Origin of the sequence: Gelidibacter algens, assembly GCF_001678675.1 — a bacterium.
Lineage (GTDB): Bacteria > Bacteroidota > Bacteroidia > Flavobacteriales > Flavobacteriaceae > Gelidibacter > Gelidibacter algens.
Window position 1 is genome coordinate 20,226 of the sequence record NZ_LZRN01000041.1, and the last position, 16,133, is coordinate 36,358.

Genomic DNA, 16,133 nt, shown 5'->3' on the forward strand with positions numbered 1-16,133 from the left:
TATTATATCTATTAGCCCTCAGGATGCATAAAGCGCTGTTTTGCTAAAAGTTGCGCTTCGGTTTCCATGTGGTCATCATCAGGGACACAACAATCAACGGGACACACCGCTGCACATTGTGGCTCATCATGAAAGCCTTTGCATTCCGTACATTTGTCTGGAACAATGTAGTAAATTTCATCACTGATAGGTTCTTGGGCTTCATCAGAATCCACTTCCTTTCCGTCAGGAAGCACTACCTTGCCTTTTAAACTAGTTCCATCTTTATATCTCCAATCGTCTGCGCCTTCGTATATCGCAGTATTTGGACATTCTGGTTCACACGCACCGCAGTTGATACATTCATCTGTTATTATAATTGCCATAGCATCTTTGTCGTTAAAAATTTCAAACTATAGAAAAAAGTGATGAGATTTTATAGATTTTAAAGTGACATGAGTATTTTTTAAAACCTTTCAGAAAAAGTGGGACTTAAACAAATCTCGTTCATTTCATTTTTCTAACTTTGCGATGCAAAAATAACGCCAAAACTATTCATAACCAAATACAGAATGGATTTACAGCAAAGAATTAACGCTTTTGTGAAACTAGGAGAATTTATAGGACAATTCTCAACAGACGGTTTTCAAAACAATGAAAATGTCAGTGCCAATAACCTATTTTTTGAGGGCTTTAAGCATCAAATAAAATTGGCTCATGAACACAACGGTTGGTTTACTAAGGAGAATATTTCTTTTTCATTGATGGGCTGGTCTAAATCATTAAATAATCATAGTATAGAGCAATGGTTAACACCTTATAAATTTGAAAATGTTATTCCAAAAAAAGTGGCCATCATAATGGCGGGAAACATCCCGTTGGTGGGTTTCCATGACTTTATATCTGTCCTTATTTCTGGGCATTCTGTGATTGTAAAACAATCCTCCAATGACAAGCATCTACTGCCCTATTTGGCAAAATATTTGGAATATATTGAGCCTGATTTTAAAGGGACCATTACATTTACTGAAGAAAAACTGACAAATTTTGATGCGGTCATAGCCACAGGTAGTGACAATACATCACGTTATTTTGAACATTACTTTAGAGGCAAACCTTCAATCATCAGAAAAAACAGGAATTCTGTTGCCATCTTAACCGGTAAGGAGACTGATGAAGAGCTCACAGCGCTTTCTGAAGATATTTTTAGATATTACGGACTGGGTTGCCGAAACGTGTCTAAATTATTTGTGCCCAAAGATTATGATTTTGATGCATTTTTTAAAGGTCTTTATGAATGGCATCCTATCATCAATCAAAATAAATATGCCAATAATTACGACTATAACAAGGCGGTGTATTTAATGAGCGAATTTGACCTCTTAGAAAATGGCTTTTTGATGATCAAGGAAGATGTCAGCTATGGCTCTCCAATTGCAACGCTGTTTTATGAGTACTATAACGATTTAGAAGCCCTAAAAAAACACGTCAAAGAGAACTCTCAAAACATTCAATGTGTAGTATCTAAAGGCGTTATAGAAGATTCTGTGGCATTTGGACAAACCCAGAAGCCTAACCTATGGGACTATGCTGACAATGTCGATACCATTGCATTTTTATTAAAAATTTAGACGATAAATTATCAATTTATTACCGGCTATTCCCTTTGAATTTAGCACCTTTGTATCTTTCAAAAACCAAAACCCATGAAAATACATAATTTTAGTGCAGGACCTTCTATTTTACCTCAAGAAGTCTTGAAAAAAGCTTCAGAGGCTGTTATTGAATATAATAATATTGGTATGTCTTTGTTGGAAATTTCTCATAGAAGCAAACATTTTGTGGACGTGATGGAAAATGCCAGAGCGTTAGCTTTAGAACTCTTGGGTCTTGAAGGAAAAGGCTATAAGGCTTTATTCTTACAAGGTGGTGCAAGCATGCAATTTGTTATGGTCGCCCTAAATCTGCTAGAAAAACGTGCTGGATATTTGAACACAGGAACATGGAGTGAAAACGCCATTCAGGAAGCGAAAATTTACGATGATATCCATGAAGTGGCCTCTTCAAAGGATGCGAATTATAACTACATTCCTAAAGGTTATTCTATTCCTAAGGATTATGATTATTTTCATTGCACCTCTAACAATACTATTTTCGGAACTCAAATAAAGCAGTTTCCAGATTCACCAATCCCGATGGTGTGCGATATGAGTAGTGATATTTTTTCCCGTCAACTGGATTTCTCTAAATTTGATCTCATTTATGCTGGTGCTCAAAAAAATATGGGCCCTGCAGGAACGACGCTCGTTGTGGTCAAAGAAGATATCTTGGGTAAAGTGTCGCGCAAAATCCCTTCCATAATGGACTATAAAGTACAAATAGAAAAGAGCAGCATGTTCAATACCCCTCCTGTCTTTGCAGTTTACACTTCCATGTTAACTTTGGAATGGCTCAAAAACCTCGGTGGCATCAAAGCCATTGAAAAGGTAAATGAAATGAAATCACGTGTTATTTATTCTGAAATAGATCTGAACCCTTTATTTAAGGGATATGCTGTAAAAGAAGATCGCTCAATGATGAATGCTACGTTCACTTTGGCCAATGACGATTTAAAAGAAACTTTTGACACCATGTTAAAAGAAGCTGGAATAAGCGGATTGAGTGGTCACAGAAGTGTTGGTGGCTACAGAGCCTCAATGTATAACGCCCTTTCTTTGGACAGTGTTAAGGCACTTGTGGAAGTCATGAGCGAATTGGAAACGAAGGCTTAAGAAATCAGCCATTAAAAGCATCAGTCTTTATCATATTGGACAAATAAAAAATAATTAATTAGAATTTAAACAGTCTCATGAACATGGGATTGTAAAAAACTTTTTTCATGAAAATATTAGCAAACGACGGAATTTCTCAAAGCGGTATAGATGCATTGGTGGAAGCTGGATTTGAAGTGATCACCACTACGGTAGCACAAGAACAACTCATCAATTACATCAACGACAAAGGTGTTGACGTGTTGTTGGTTAGAAGTGCTACAACGGTGAGAAAGGATCTTATTGACCATTGTCCCAGCATTAAAATCATTGGACGTGGCGGTGTAGGAATGGATAATATTGATGTAGATTATGCACGTAGCAAAGGACTTCATGTGATCAATACCCCTGCGGCCTCATCACAATCTGTTGCAGAGTTGGTGTTTGCCCACTTATTTGGTGGTGTGCGGTTTTTGCATGATGCCAATAGAAACATGCCATTAGATGGTGATTCTCAGTTTAACAGCCTCAAAAAAAGCTATGCCAATGGAACAGAGTTGAGAGGCAAAACCTTAGGGATTATTGGGTTTGGACGTATTGGTCGTGAAGTTGCCAAAATCGCACTTGGTGTTGGAATGAGAGTTATTGCCAGTGATAAATTTGTAGGAAAGGCTACCATTAAAGTTGATTTTTACAATGGTCAATTCATCAATGTTGAAATTGAGACACAACCCATGAAGGATATCCTTAAGCAGTCTGATTTTATCACCTTACATGTGCCTGCCCAAGATGATTATGTGATTGGAGAAAAGCAATTTGGTCTCATGAAAGATGGTGTTGGTATAGTCAATGCTGCACGAGGTGGTGTGATTGATGAAGTTGCTCTAGTTCAAGCTATCGATAGTGGAAAAGTTGCTTTTGCTGGATTGGATACTTTTGAAAGTGAACCAACACCAGCTGTTAAAATTTTAATGAATGGCAAAATATCATTAACCCCACATATTGGTGCTGCTACTAATGAGGCACAAGATAGGATTGGTACTGAATTAGCATCTCAAATTGTCAGTATTTTGAAAACTGGAGAGGCTTAAAAGTTATCAACATCATATTCCAAAAAATGCTTACAAGACAATGTGTTGTAAGCATTTTTTGTACTTTAACCTTTCAAACTTGAAAATGAGTTACTTATGTCTGGAATACTTGATCTTTTAAATAGTGATACTGGAAAATCCATTGTCAGCGGTGTTGCTGGTCAAACCAATCAACCACCAAACAAAGCGCACGAAGTATTAATGATAGGAATGCCTGTTTTAATGGCCGCCATGAAACGCAACGCATCGTCACCTGAAGGCGCTCAAGGTTTGCTCAGCGCTATCAATAGTAAACATGATGGTAGTATCTTAAATGATTTGGGCAGCTTGTTTGGGGGTGGCGTTGATGACACTGTCATGACTGATGGCAGCAAAATATTGGGCCATGTACTTGGAAACAAACAGAGCAATGTCGAAAACGCTATTGGTGCCAAAGCTGGAATTGATTCGGGAACCGTAGCCCAAATCTTGAAAGTTGCAGCGCCAATTTTAATGGGTATTTTGGGTAACCAAGCCAAACAGCAGAATGTGGATAGTCCCAGCGGATTGGAAGGAATGTTGGGCGGACTTTTAAAAGGGAACTCACCACAAAACGAACAAAGCTTTCTAGAGTCTATTCTCGATGCCAACGGTGACGGAAGTGTTATGGACGATGTTGCAGGAATGGTTTTGGGAGGCAATAAAAAGAAAGGAGGCCTTGGAGGAATTATTGGTGGCTTATTTGGCGGAAAAAATTAACCTATCTGTTTGATCGATCAGTTAAAAGATCTTGCCAAGAGCCTTGGTTCTTTTGTTAAAAATGGCTAATTCTTAACCTATCAGGTATGATTTTTGTAATTTAAGATGAAAAATTTAGAACGTTATGAAAACCTTTGTGACACTTATCCTTTTGGGAGTCTTTATAGTATCGTGCAAAAGCACGAAATCTCTCACTGGTGTGGCTTCCAACAACACTACAACTGCCCAAGATACCGTCAGAATTGCCAATGATTCATTAGAATATGAAATCCTAATCATAGAACCTGGCTTTAATGCCTGGCTTGCATCTACCGCAAAACCGGAGGGCTTTTATTCACAACAATACATGGAAACCCGGAACAGACAATATGTATTAGAGTATAACCAGCGGGTCCTTCAACCACAACGCTACAGTATTAGTTTGTACGAACAACAAATTGATTACCAGCCAACTATTGACTATGGCTATGAGGTCAATTACAAACTCTACAACTATTTTATATACTTTCAATTAACGTATAACCAAAGATTAGGTCCTTTTACCCCTCGAATTTAAAGGAAATTAAAGTATCTTCGCACGGCAAAAAAGTGCAATGGAAAATTTCAAGAAAAATTGGCAAATACAAAATAACTGGCAGTTACTTTTTCCAGTTCTGGGTATTCTCATATTAGGGTATTCTTCCTATAAACTGGCTGATGTAGCTGTGGGCAACATCAATTTATTCCTGGTTATAATTCTGTCTATTGTCCTATTCTTTTTATTTTTGAAACTAACTTTATTTCTTTTTAAAAAATTAGAACGGAAATGGGCTGTGGAGTATCGATGGGAAATGATTCGTGTATTCATTGTTTTCGCGATTACAGGATCTTCCTCCGTTTTTGTTGGAAAACCTATTATTGCACTCATCGGTATTACAAAAGATAATTTTAACACTGTTTTTTACTGGATTTTATATCTCCTTGTAGGACTAATTTTCTATCAAATTTTATTGGTCTCTTACGGATGGTTGTTCGGCCAGTTTAAATTCTTTTGGGAGTTTGAAAAGAAGATGTTCAGAAGACTCGGATTAGAAAAGTTTTTAAATTAATGAACATAGTAAGACAGCATACTATTTTTAAGGGGTTGACACTCATATTAGTGGTTGCATTTTTGCTACCTACTGCAGTGAAAGTCATACATGTTTTTGAAAAACATCATCACGAAGTGTGCTTGGGAGAATCTGATACGCATTTTCACACGCTAGTTGTTGATTGTCAGTTTTATAAATTCAAAATAAACATCCCCTTTACAATTCCTGAAAATAGTGTTGTGGTTATTGAATTTCCTAAAATCAACTGTGTTATACCTACACATTACTCGTTTTTAAGTGAGTATCAAAATCTTCAGTTTTCACTCAGAGGTCCCCCTACAATTAATTTAATCTAAATTATTCTGAATCTCTTCAGAATCAAATCACATTAAATTATCAACATAAACCTATGAAACATATATTCAGTGTGTTGCTATTATTGGCAATACCTTCCATTTACGCGCAAAATACTTTAACAGGAAGCGTATCTGACAAAAACACAAATGAGCCTTTAATTTTCGCAAATATTTATTTGCCTCAGCTCGAAAAAGGTGCTACCACAGATGGTCAGGGCAATTATGCGTTCAATAATATCCCAAAGGGCACTTATAGCATTATCGTTTCTATAATTGGCTACGAAACTCTTTCCCAAAACATCTCCTTTCCTTATGCAAACAGTCTTGATTTTAAACTGATCCCGTCTGCTATTGAAATGGAAGAGATTATTATTTCAACACCTTTCCATAAATTACAAAGTGAGAATGTTATGATGGTTGAGCGAGAAACTATCGCCAACCTAAAAGCAAAAGGTGCGGTGACTTTAGCTGATGGCATTACGTCAATACCAGGTGTAGAAAGCGTTACTACAGGAGTCAGTATTGGCAAACCTGTAATTAGAGGCCTAAGTTCCAATCGCGTGTTGGTGTATACACAAGGCGTGAGGTTAGAAAATCAACAGTTTGGTGATGAACATGGATTAGGCTTAAGCGATTCTGGAATAGAAAGTGTTGAAGTTATTAAAGGTCCCGCCTCCCTACTCTATGGAAGTGATGCGCTTGGTGGTGTTCTTTATTTAAATCCTGAAAAATTTGCTCGGGCCAACACCAACGGAGCAGATGCCAGTTATAATTATTTTAGCAGCACAAGAGGCTACAACACCAATGCGGGTTACAAAGCGTCTGGTGAGCATTTTAAGTTTCTGTTTAGAGGAAGCTTAGCAGAACACGCCGATTATAACACCGCTGAATACAGAGTAACCAACAGCCGGTTTAGAGAACAAGATCTCAAAGCAGGTTTAGGCTATCAGCTATCGAACTTTAAGACAGAGTTACGCTACAACGTCAATAACTCAAAACTTGGGATTCCTGAGGAGCTTGGAGTACAAAACACTAATAATACCCCTTTACTTCCTTTTCAAGAAGTTACCAATCATGTGTTGAGTTCAAAATCGACCGTATTTCTCAACAACTCAAGTTTTGAGATCAATTTTGGATTGCTCTATAATGACAGAAAAGAATTTGAAGAGCATCATGATGATCATGGTGATGACGACCACGATGATGAGGAATATGATGATGATCCTGAAGCCCACGAAGATGAAGCTCTGGAAGCAGCGCTTCACATGAAACTCAAGACCTTTAATTATGATGTGAAATATAATTTGCCAACGCTAGGTAAGTTTGAAACTATTGTTGGTGTTCAAGGTATGACTCAGAGTAATGCCAACTATGGTGAGGAGCAATTAATCCCTGATGCTATCACCAATGACTTTGGATTTTTAGCAACATCGCACATTCATTTTGAAAATTCTGATATTCAAATTGGAGCACGCTATGATCATAGAAATATCGATGTGATTTCAGGTTTAAACAAGACGTTCTCCAGTTTTAATGGTGCTGTCGGAATTAAAACAAACCTTGCTAAAAATATCACCTCACGTTTAAATTTGGCCTCTGGATATAGAGCCCCAAATTTAGCTGAACTCACCTCTGATGGCACTCATGAAGGCACTAATCGCTATGAAATAGGAAATGAGAATTTAAAGAATGAACAGAATTTTCAAGCAGATTTAGCTCTGGAATTTAAAAATGAGCACGTTGAAATTTTTGTCAATGCTTTTTATAACAAAGTAAATAATTATATTTTTATTTCCCCTAGTGGAGCGCTCATTGATGACACGCCTGTTTTTAATTATTTACAATCGAATGCCAATTTATATGGTGGAGAACTAGGGTTGCACTTCCACCCTCACCCTCTAGATTGGTTGCATATTGAAAGTAGTTTTGAGACGGTTACAGGAAAACAAGAGAATGACAGCTATTTGCCGCTCATTCCATCCAATTCCCTATCCAACACTTTGAGAGTTGAATTTAATACGAAAGCTATTCAAAAACTATATGCTTTTGTAAGGCTAAACACTAATTTCAAACAATCAAATGTCAGTGATTTTGAAACACCAACCAATGGCTATAACCTTTTGGGTGCAGGTTTTGGTGGTACCGTTAATCTGTTCAAAAACAATTTGGATATAAGGATTTCAGGAAGCAACCTTACTGACAAAACCTATATCAATCATTTATCGCGCTTAAAATCAGATGGTATTTTTAATATGGGGAGAAACATTAACGTTGGCTTGACCTACACCCTTTAAAACTAAAAATCCCTTTACTAATTTAGGAAAGGGATTTTTTTTATTTCACTTCTATAGCTTTAGGTTGCTTGCTAAATACATTCGTGTAAAACCACATAATGGTAAAGGAAGGAATAATGTCAAAGCCTGGCAAGATTTCTTCAATAAATGAAAATATTCCGGCAACTCTACCCTTTCTACCAGAATACATTCTGGTCATTAGGAATCCTGAAACAGGCGCCCAAATAATATCAATAAAAGTGATCATTCCAATGGCATCAAAAACAATACCCATAACCAATTTTTTACTTTTGCTTAAGTTTTCTAAATTCATGGTATACATATTAATTCGTCCTAGTATTGCAATAAATATACCAAAGAGTTAGGGAGATTTATTCCTTATCGATATTATTTGATTTGGATTTTTAACGTTTAGTTAGCATATTAAAAAAACTCACCTCATTAGATTTGCAATCTAACTGTAATTAAACAGGTTTCTTGACCTCAAATTTAAATGGACATTAAACCACAATAACACTCAATGACTCTACGCTTATTCATTGTCGTCATATGCTGCGCCTTTTTTAGTACGCTGAAGGCTCAGGAAAAGAAACGCCTATCCATTATTAGAACTGAAATTCCGCCAAAAATTGATGGTGTTTTAAATGACAGCATCTGGCAAATAGCACAACCTGCCTCTGGATTTATTCAGTTTCAACCAGAAATGGGAATCATTGAGACCTCAAGCAACAGGACAGTTGTACGAATGACTTATGATGATAACGCTATTTATGTGGCTGCTTATCTATATGATGATCCTACAAAAATAATGCGTCAATTTACAGGAAGGGATGACTTTGGTCAAAATGATTTTTTTGGAGTCATCCTTAACCCCAATAATGATGCCCAAAATGATACTGAATTTTTTGTCTTGCCTTCAGGAACGCAATTGGATGCGGTAGCAACCCCAAGTAATGGAGAAGATTTTGGCTGGAATGCCGTTTGGGATAGTGCCGTTAAAATTGCTGATGACGGTTGGGTTGTTGAACTGAAAATACCGTATAGAGCGCTTCGGTTTTCCAATCAAGAAGTACAAACATGGGGCATTCAATTTCACAGACAGTTTAGAAGGGATCGGTCTCGCTATACTTGGAGCCCAGTTGATGTGACCAAAGGAAACATGTCGCTTTACCATGGAGAGTTGGTAGGCTTAACAAATATTAAGCCTCCCACCAGATTGAGCCTTTACCCGTTTGCTTCTGCCCTCTTGAATACCTATGAAGGTCAAACCGATACTGATCTTAACTTAGGGTTAGACGTTAAGTACGGTATTTCTGAAAATTTTACTTTAGATGCCACATTGATTCCCGATTTCAGTCAGGCGGGTTTTGATAATCTTATACTTAATCTTGGACCATTTGAACAAACCTATTCAGAACAGCGCCAGTTTTTCACCGAAGGCATTGATTTGTTCAGCAAAGGCAATCTCTTTTTTTCAAGGCGCGTTGGAAGTCGTCCCTCCGGACGTACCACACTCAATAATAATGAGACCCTTATAGAGTTTCCCAATTCTGTAAAGGTATTAAATGCCATTAAGGTATCTGGAAGAACTAAAAACGGACTCGGTATTGGTGTGTTTAATGCCATCACTGAAAAGACCAATGCAGTCATCAGAGACACCCTGACAGGAGAAACAAGAACTCAGGTTGTGGAGCCTTTGGCAAACTATAGCATCATGGTCTTTGACCAACAGTTCAATCGGAATTCATCTGTAAGTCTTATCAATACCAACGTTTCAAGAAACGGTCATTTTAGAGATGCGAATGTGACCGGACTTCTTTTTGATATCAACAACAAAACAAACACCTATAACCTGGAAGGCAATTTAAAAATGAGCTCTGTTAACCGCGATACCGGGACACAGACAGGATTGAGCTCCTTCTTTATCGCAAGAAAAACGGCAGGAAATTACAGGTACAGTATTGACCATAGTTATGCCGACACCAATTATGACATCAATGATCTGGGGTTTATCAATAGAAATAACTTCAACAATTTTGGCGTCGATTTTTCTTACCGAACGTTTGAACCTTCCAAAAATCTGAACAATTATAACCTAAGCTCCTATATCAACCTCAAACGTTTGGCAAACCCCGGAGTTTATACTGGTACTAATTTTGGAGCCAGTTTTAATGCGCGAACAAAATCCTTACATAATTTTGGAGCCAACTTCAATGTAGAGCCGGGCAAGCAGTTTGATTATTTTGAGGCTAGAGAAGAAGGACGCTATTTTATCTACGAAAACCGTATCAACTCACGACTCTACTTTTCAAGTAACTATAATAACACATTTGCTTTTGATGCTGATATTGGTGGGGTCCTCTTTTTTGAAGATGGCAGAGAAACTACTGAGTATTGGTTTGGATTTGAACCAAGAGTGAAATTTAGTGAACGCTTTTTAATGGTGTATGAATTGGATTATAATATGAGCATAAATGATAGAGGCTATGTCACCAAGCGAGGAAATGAAATTATTTTTGGCCAACGTGATCAGCGCACGATGGAAAACAGCCTTAGGGCCACCTATAATTTTGACGCTAATAACGGACTCGGATTGGCCTTTAGAAATTATTGGTCCACGGTAGCTTATGAAAATAAATTATATACCTTACAAACTAACGGTAGGCTGACCAAAGATACGGGGTACACTGCAGATGCGTTGAGTTACAATCCTGATATCAATTTTAGCACGTGGAATTTGGATTTGAGTTATTCATGGCAATTTGCGCCGGGTAGTTTTTTAACGGTCTTGTATAGAAATCAATTGTTCAATACTGACGATGCTTCTGGAATTAGTTACAGCCAAAATTTACAGACGCTTTTTGAACAATCCATTCAGCACACGTTTTCTCTAAAAATGCAGTACTTTATTGATTATAGCAACATCAAAGCCCTGTTCCATAAGAATACCAATTCATAATTGTACAACAGCAAACAAAATGCTAACTTGTCCTTCATTTTTTAGTCTATGATAAAAGCCACCAATATCCATAAATATTACACTGATCTGCATGTTTTGAAAGGTGTTGATCTCAATATCCAAAAGGGAGAAATCGTATCTATTGTAGGCGCTTCTGGTGCAGGAAAAACGACGCTTTTACATATTTTGGGTACTTTAGACAGAGCATCCTCCAAAGATCAGAGCACCTTGTACATCAATGATGTAGATATTATGGCCCTATCGGATAAAAATTTGGCTAAGTTTAGAAATGAGCATATTGGCTTCATATTTCAGTTCCACCAATTATTGCCTGAATTTACTGCATTGGAAAACGTATGCCTACCTGCCTTTATCAAAAGAACCTCGAAAGAAGATGCTGAAAAGCGCGCGAAAGAATTATTGGATTTTTTAGGATTGAGTCACAGATACGATCACAAACCTGGAGAATTGTCAGGGGGCGAACAACAGCGAGTAGCGGTTGCCAGAGCTCTGATCAATAATCCTGAACTGATTTTTGCCGATGAACCTTCTGGAAATTTAGATAGTGAAAGCGCTGAAAACCTTCACAATTTATTTTTTAAACTTCGTGACCAATTTGGGCAAACCTTTGTTATAGTGACCCATAACGAAGAATTGGCTGATATGGCAGACCGGAAATTGGTAATGGTGGATGGAAAAATAGTTTGAGTTGATTATTTGAAATCTGGAATCGTATCCACAATACGATCAATCAGTTTGCTTATGGCACCACCCACTTGGTGCCCACTTTTATAAAGCGGCACGTGGCCTAAAACATTATCAAAATTGGTTATTGAACTGTTTACAACATTTAATGTTGAATCTACGATATCATTAGTATTTTCCATTGTTTGTTTGTTTACGGTTATCTTGAAATTGTTTTAAATCATGTATTGCATCTTTGCCCAGTTTGGTACCAATACCAATGGCAAACAGCGCAACGGCCGATTTAAATCCAAATTTTATAAGAGATTTCATGAGCATCTGATTTTTATGATTTGCTCTAATTTAACTAATTTCAAGCACTCAAAAAACATAAAACTGTTATGAGTTTAAAATTACATTGATTGCGTTAAAATGAAATATGCCCTAGTAAAATATTAGATTTGTCATAGTTAGTGGTATGGCAAGGAAATTGCTAATAGTATTGCATTTTACAGAAAAGATAAATTTCAAAACCTTTTGAAAAAACAAGAACTCAAAGAATTTTTAGATCTTAAAGTGACAGCTTATAACCATCCGCGTTTTATTGAAAGTGACCCTATCCAAGTGCCGCATGAATTCTCAGAAAAGGAGGATATTGAAATTGCTGGTTTTTTGACCGCAACCATCTCTTGGGGCAATCGAAAAAGCATCATCACAAACGCAAAAAAGATGATGACACTTTTAGATCAGGCTCCTTTTGATTTTGTAATGAATCATGACACTAATGATTTAGAGAAGCTAAGAGGCTTTGTCCATAGAACCTTTAATGATGATGATTTTATACATTTCATTAAAAGTCTCAAGCACATCTATAGCCAACACGGCGGATTGGAAGCTGTTTTTTCTAAACATTCAGAAGCATTTTCAACCCAAAGTGCCATTCATCAGTTTAAAAAACAATTCTTTGAAATTGAACATTTATCCAGAACCCAAAAACATGTGAGTGATCCTTTAAAAAATTCAGCAGCCAAACGCATCAATATGTTTTTACGTTGGATGGTTAGAGATGACACTAATGGCGTTGATTTCGGGATTTGGAAAACCCTATCCCCTGCCCAATTATCGTGCCCGCTAGATGTCCATTCAGGAAATGTGGCACGGTCTTTAGGGTTATTGAAACGAACTCAAAATGATGGCAAAGCGGTGATTGAATTGGACAATGCCTTAAGAAAATTAGATAAAAATGATCCTGTAAAATATGATTTCGCTTTATTTGGTTTGGGTGTTTTTGAAGACTTTTCAAAATCATAAAACTGCGATGCCAATTTTTCAGTATATTAATAAATAAATAGAACATTATGCACAGTCCCAGATTGCCCACCAATGAGCGCATACGCTCAGAAGTGCTTAAAGAATATGGTTTGCTCGACACCTTCCCTGAAGAAGATTATGACAACATAACCAAACTTGTAGCTACCATTTGCGAGGTTCCTGTGTCATTGATTACTATGGTTGATGGCGAGCGTAATTTCTTCAAATCGCATCATGGAGTGCCTTTTCAAGAATCACCAAGAGACATCTCTTTTTGCGGACATGCCATTTTAAGCGATGATCCAATTTACATAATCAAAGATGCCAGAATGGATGAACGTTTTATCGACAATCCTCTTATTGCTGATGCTGGTGCGGTTTTTTATGCTGGTGTACCTTTAATTAATCCGGAGGGCTTCGCATTGGGTACTTTATGCGTTTTTGATGATCAACCCAGAATCTTAAGCGCTTCACAAACAGACGCACTCCTTATTTTAGGAAAGCAAGTAGTCAATTCAATGGAATTAAGACGACAGAATCTAAAACTTGAAGCTGCTAAAAAACAACTTCTCCAACATAATTTAGAGCTCAAAAAATTTGCAAGCCACGTGTCACATGATTTGAAATCGCCGTTGGCCAATATCATGTCACTGACCCAACTTTTGAAAGCGGAACTCACTGAAAAAATTTCAAACACCTCTCTAGAATACCTTCATTTTATAGAAGATTCTGCACTAATCCTGAAAGACTATATCGATGGTATTTTGTTACATTATAAAGCGGACGAACTTCTGAAGGCTGAGAAGGAAGACGTGCAGCTTCCAGAGTTGTGTGAAGACATCAAGCAATTGCTGTTAGCTAAAAATGATCTCCTTAAATATACGGGCCCTGATGAGGTTAAGAACATCAACAAATCAGCTTTGACACAAATTCTCATTAATCTGGTGGATAATGCACTGAAATACAATGATGAAGAAAAACGGATATTAAAAATAACCTATGCTTCAACCCCTAAATATCATGAATTTTCGGTAAGTGACAATGGCATTGGCATTGAAGATGGTAAACAGGATATGATTTTCCAATTATTTACGAGCCTCCCCAATACTCATAGAAAACCGAGTACAGGTATTGGTTTGAGCACCATTAAGAATCTTGTCAATAAATTAGATGGCACTATCCATGTCCAATCAGAATTGGGCAAAGGAAGCGTCTTTACCTTTACCATTGCCAAATAAAAATGAAGGAGTCTCAAAACTAAAACAAATCCTTGAGAATTGGATATTTGAGATAGGATCTTGTTTTTAGATGTTGGGTTTTCGGCATTTTTAACATATTTTAAAAACGGCATCCCCTAAAACATTTTATCTTTAAAGGTTAAAATTCTGACTACATGAAAAACTTCGTTTTATTCCTTGCCACTATTTCTACAGGCCTGCTTTTTTCGCAGGTGCAAAAAATTCCTTTAGACACAATGGTTGTCACCAATCATTCCATAGTAATAAACGGTCAAAACCTTTCGTACCAAGCTACAGCTGGTACACAACCTGTATGGAACGAAAAAGGAGAACCCACCGCAACCTTGTTTTACACCTATTACAAAAAAAGCAATAGCGACAAGGAAAAGCGTCCCATCATTTTTTCATTTAATGGCGGACCAGGTTCTGCCTCTGCGTGGATGCACATTGCCTACACCGGACCTGTGATTTTGAATATGGACGACGAAGGTTACCCTGTACAACCCTACGGCGTTAAGGACAATCCGCATTCTATTTTGGATGTTGCCGATATTGTTTTTATCGATCCCGTCAATACAGGCTATTCCAGAATGGTGGAAGATAAAGAGGGAAAACTTCCGGACCGAAAATCGTTTTTTGGGATCAACGCCGATATTAAATATCTAGCCGAATGGATGAATACTTTTGTAACACGAAAAAACCGTTGGGAATCTCCTAAATATTTGATCGGTGAGAGTTATGGAGGTCCAAGGGTTATGGGCTTGTCTCGAGAATTGCAAAACAGCCAATGGATGTATTTGAACGGGGTTATTTTAGTCTCGCCCGCAGATTATAAAATATATGCTACAGATCAACCTATTTACTCTGCCTTAAATTTACCGTATTTTACAGCAGCAGCTTAGTATCAAAAAGCGCTTTCTCCTTCTTTGCAACAAAAAGATTTACTGGAAATCTTGCCAGAAGTTGAAGCCTACACTATCAATAACCTCATGCCTGCTATAGCAAAAGGTGGCTTTATTTCTGATGAAGAAAGAATCGAAGTAGCCGAAAAAATGAGTTTATATTCGGGGTTGAACAAAACCTCGATTATTGATCACAATTTGAATGTTCCCACCAATTTCTTCTGGAAAGAATTGTTGCGTGATAAAGGGTTTACGATTGGCAGATTAGATTCACGCTATTTGGGTATCGATAAAATGGCTGCAGGAGATTCTCCAGATTATAATGCGGAACTCACCTCTTGGTTGCACTCCTTTACGCCTGCAATCAATTATTATATTAGAGAAGAGCTGAATTTTAAAACAGATATCAAATATAATATGTTTGGTGATGTGCACCCATGGGACAGACAAAATGATAATACACGTGATGGTTTACGTCAAGCCATGGCTCAAAACCCATATTTAAAAGTCCTCGTCCAATCTGGTTATTATGATGGCGCAACCACTTACTTTGCTGCCAAATATACAGTAGGACAAATGGATCCTAGCGGAAGGATGAAAGATCGCGTTAAGTTTAAAGGCTATAGAAGTGGCCACATGATGTATTTGAGAAAAGAGGATTTAAAGTTGGCTACTGATGATATCAGACAGTTTATTAAAGACTCTGACTCCAAAGGAAAATCCGCAAGGTATTAAGTAAGTGTTATATGAAACATAAAAAA

Annotated in this window: 16 protein-coding genes and 1 pseudogene; 13 read left to right on the forward strand and 4 right to left on the reverse strand. The window is 37.3% G+C overall.

Annotated features, from left to right (window positions below; all coding sequences use genetic code 11):
* Nucleotides 1–11: 11 nt before the first annotated feature.
* On the reverse strand, nucleotides 12–365 hold the full coding sequence (locus tag A9996_RS15625) for a 4Fe-4S dicluster domain-containing protein (protein WP_066437181.1): 354 nt from the start codon (nucleotides 363–365) through the stop codon (nucleotides 12–14).
* 186 nt (nucleotides 366–551) lie between these two features.
* Here A9996_RS15625 and A9996_RS15630 point away from each other — a divergent pair, with 186 nt between their 5' ends.
* The 8 genes from A9996_RS15630 (at nucleotide 552) to A9996_RS15665 (ending at nucleotide 8,278) form a co-directional block, all read left to right on the forward strand.
* Nucleotides 552–1,610, forward strand: a complete 1,059-nt coding sequence (locus A9996_RS15630) for an acyl-CoA reductase (protein ID WP_066437183.1) — start codon at nucleotides 552–554, stop codon at nucleotides 1,608–1,610.
* Nucleotides 1,611–1,685: 75 nt separating this feature from the next.
* On the forward strand, nucleotides 1,686–2,750 hold the full coding sequence (gene serC, locus A9996_RS15635) for a 3-phosphoserine/phosphohydroxythreonine transaminase (RefSeq protein WP_066437185.1): 1,065 nt from the start codon (nucleotides 1,686–1,688) through the stop codon (nucleotides 2,748–2,750).
* 107 nt (nucleotides 2,751–2,857) lie between these two features.
* Nucleotides 2,858–3,820 (forward strand): D-2-hydroxyacid dehydrogenase, encoded by a 963-nt coding sequence (locus A9996_RS15640; protein WP_066437187.1) that lies wholly within the window; start codon nucleotides 2,858–2,860, stop codon nucleotides 3,818–3,820.
* 96 nt (nucleotides 3,821–3,916) lie between these two features.
* On the forward strand, nucleotides 3,917–4,558 hold the full coding sequence (locus tag A9996_RS15645; RefSeq protein WP_066437191.1) for a DUF937 domain-containing protein: 642 nt from the start codon (nucleotides 3,917–3,919) through the stop codon (nucleotides 4,556–4,558).
* A gap of 124 nt (nucleotides 4,559–4,682) precedes the next feature.
* Complete coding sequence (locus A9996_RS15650; protein ID WP_066437194.1) at nucleotides 4,683–5,114, forward strand: DUF6146 family protein; 432 nt, start codon at nucleotides 4,683–4,685, stop codon at nucleotides 5,112–5,114.
* A 37-nt stretch (nucleotides 5,115–5,151) separates the two neighbouring features.
* Nucleotides 5,152–5,646, forward strand: a complete 495-nt coding sequence (locus A9996_RS15655; RefSeq protein ID WP_066437197.1) for a DUF6787 family protein — start codon at nucleotides 5,152–5,154, stop codon at nucleotides 5,644–5,646.
* Entirely contained in the window at nucleotides 5,646–5,984 is a 339-nt protein-coding gene (locus A9996_RS15660; RefSeq protein ID WP_066437200.1) for a hypothetical protein, read from the forward strand. Before A9996_RS15655 ends, A9996_RS15660 begins: the two co-directional genes overlap by 1 nt.
* Nucleotides 5,985–6,037: 53 nt before the next feature.
* Complete coding sequence (locus A9996_RS15665) at nucleotides 6,038–8,278, forward strand: TonB-dependent receptor (RefSeq protein WP_066437204.1); 2,241 nt, start codon at nucleotides 6,038–6,040, stop codon at nucleotides 8,276–8,278.
* 40 nt (nucleotides 8,279–8,318) lie between these two features.
* Here A9996_RS15665 and A9996_RS15670 read toward each other — a convergent pair whose 3' ends face one another.
* Complete coding sequence (locus A9996_RS15670) at nucleotides 8,319–8,591, reverse strand: hypothetical protein (protein WP_066437218.1); 273 nt, start codon at nucleotides 8,589–8,591, stop codon at nucleotides 8,319–8,321.
* Between the two features lie 207 nt (nucleotides 8,592–8,798).
* On the opposite strand from A9996_RS15670, the gene A9996_RS15675 reads away from it, so the two are divergent.
* Nucleotides 8,799–11,237, forward strand: coding sequence for a DUF5916 domain-containing protein (locus A9996_RS15675; protein ID WP_066437207.1), 2,439 nt, complete (start codon nucleotides 8,799–8,801; stop codon nucleotides 11,235–11,237).
* Between the two features lie 48 nt (nucleotides 11,238–11,285).
* A complete protein-coding gene (locus A9996_RS15680; RefSeq protein WP_066437209.1) occupies nucleotides 11,286–11,945 on the forward strand; it encodes an ABC transporter ATP-binding protein in 660 nt (219 codons plus the stop codon).
* 5 nt (nucleotides 11,946–11,950) lie between these two features.
* On the opposite strand, the gene A9996_RS19950 is transcribed toward A9996_RS15680, so the two are convergent.
* On the reverse strand, nucleotides 11,951–12,124 hold the full coding sequence (locus tag A9996_RS19950) for a hypothetical protein (protein ID WP_157487234.1): 174 nt from the start codon (nucleotides 12,122–12,124) through the stop codon (nucleotides 11,951–11,953).
* A complete protein-coding gene (locus tag A9996_RS19955; protein ID WP_157487235.1) occupies nucleotides 12,111–12,254 on the reverse strand; it encodes a hypothetical protein in 144 nt (47 codons plus the stop codon). Before A9996_RS19955 ends, A9996_RS19950 begins: the two co-directional genes overlap by 14 nt.
* 204 nt (nucleotides 12,255–12,458) lie before the next feature.
* Between A9996_RS19955 and A9996_RS15685 the strand changes: the two genes are divergently transcribed.
* From A9996_RS15685 to A9996_RS15695, 3 genes and pseudogenes are all read left to right on the forward strand, one after another.
* Nucleotides 12,459–13,232, forward strand: coding sequence for a TIGR02757 family protein (locus A9996_RS15685; RefSeq protein WP_066437211.1), 774 nt, complete (start codon nucleotides 12,459–12,461; stop codon nucleotides 13,230–13,232).
* 47 nt (nucleotides 13,233–13,279) lie between these two features.
* Nucleotides 13,280–14,470 carry a sensor histidine kinase gene (locus tag A9996_RS15690; protein WP_066437214.1) on the forward strand — a complete coding sequence of 397 codons (1,191 nt, stop codon included), beginning with the start codon at nucleotides 13,280–13,282 and terminating at the stop codon, nucleotides 14,468–14,470.
* A 155-nt stretch (nucleotides 14,471–14,625) separates the two neighbouring features.
* Nucleotides 14,626–16,107: pseudogene (locus tag A9996_RS15695) on the forward strand (S10 family peptidase).
* The last annotated feature ends 26 nt before the right edge of the window (nucleotides 16,108–16,133 follow it).

What these genes read in the sequence shown, in the direction of transcription:
- A9996_RS19950 (WP_157487234.1), bottom strand. Translation starts at nt 12,124, where the DNA reads ATGGAAAATACTAATGATATCGTAGATTCAACATTAAATGTTGTAAAC.
- A9996_RS15655 (WP_066437197.1), top strand. Translation starts at nt 5,152, where the DNA reads ATGGAAAATTTCAAGAAAAATTGGCAAATACAAAATAACTGGCAGTTA.
- A9996_RS15690 (WP_066437214.1), top strand. Translation starts at nt 13,280, where the DNA reads ATGCACAGTCCCAGATTGCCCACCAATGAGCGCATACGCTCAGAAGTG.
- A9996_RS19955 (WP_157487235.1), bottom strand. Translation starts at nt 12,254, where the DNA reads ATGAAATCTCTTATAAAATTTGGATTTAAATCGGCCGTTGCGCTGTTT.
- serC (WP_066437185.1), top strand. Translation starts at nt 1,686, where the DNA reads ATGAAAATACATAATTTTAGTGCAGGACCTTCTATTTTACCTCAAGAA.
- A9996_RS15675 (WP_066437207.1), top strand. Translation starts at nt 8,799, where the DNA reads ATGACTCTACGCTTATTCATTGTCGTCATATGCTGCGCCTTTTTTAGT.
- A9996_RS15630 (WP_066437183.1), top strand. Translation starts at nt 552, where the DNA reads ATGGATTTACAGCAAAGAATTAACGCTTTTGTGAAACTAGGAGAATTT.
- A9996_RS15680 (WP_066437209.1), top strand. Translation starts at nt 11,286, where the DNA reads ATGATAAAAGCCACCAATATCCATAAATATTACACTGATCTGCATGTT.
- A9996_RS15645 (WP_066437191.1), top strand. Translation starts at nt 3,917, where the DNA reads ATGTCTGGAATACTTGATCTTTTAAATAGTGATACTGGAAAATCCATT.
- A9996_RS15660 (WP_066437200.1), top strand. Translation starts at nt 5,646, where the DNA reads ATGAACATAGTAAGACAGCATACTATTTTTAAGGGGTTGACACTCATA.
- A9996_RS15625 (WP_066437181.1), bottom strand. Translation starts at nt 365, where the DNA reads ATGGCAATTATAATAACAGATGAATGTATCAACTGCGGTGCGTGTGAA.
- A9996_RS15670 (WP_066437218.1), bottom strand. Translation starts at nt 8,591, where the DNA reads ATGAATTTAGAAAACTTAAGCAAAAGTAAAAAATTGGTTATGGGTATT.
- A9996_RS15650 (WP_066437194.1), top strand. Translation starts at nt 4,683, where the DNA reads ATGAAAACCTTTGTGACACTTATCCTTTTGGGAGTCTTTATAGTATCG.
- A9996_RS15640 (WP_066437187.1), top strand. Translation starts at nt 2,858, where the DNA reads ATGAAAATATTAGCAAACGACGGAATTTCTCAAAGCGGTATAGATGCA.
- A9996_RS15665 (WP_066437204.1), top strand. Translation starts at nt 6,038, where the DNA reads ATGAAACATATATTCAGTGTGTTGCTATTATTGGCAATACCTTCCATT.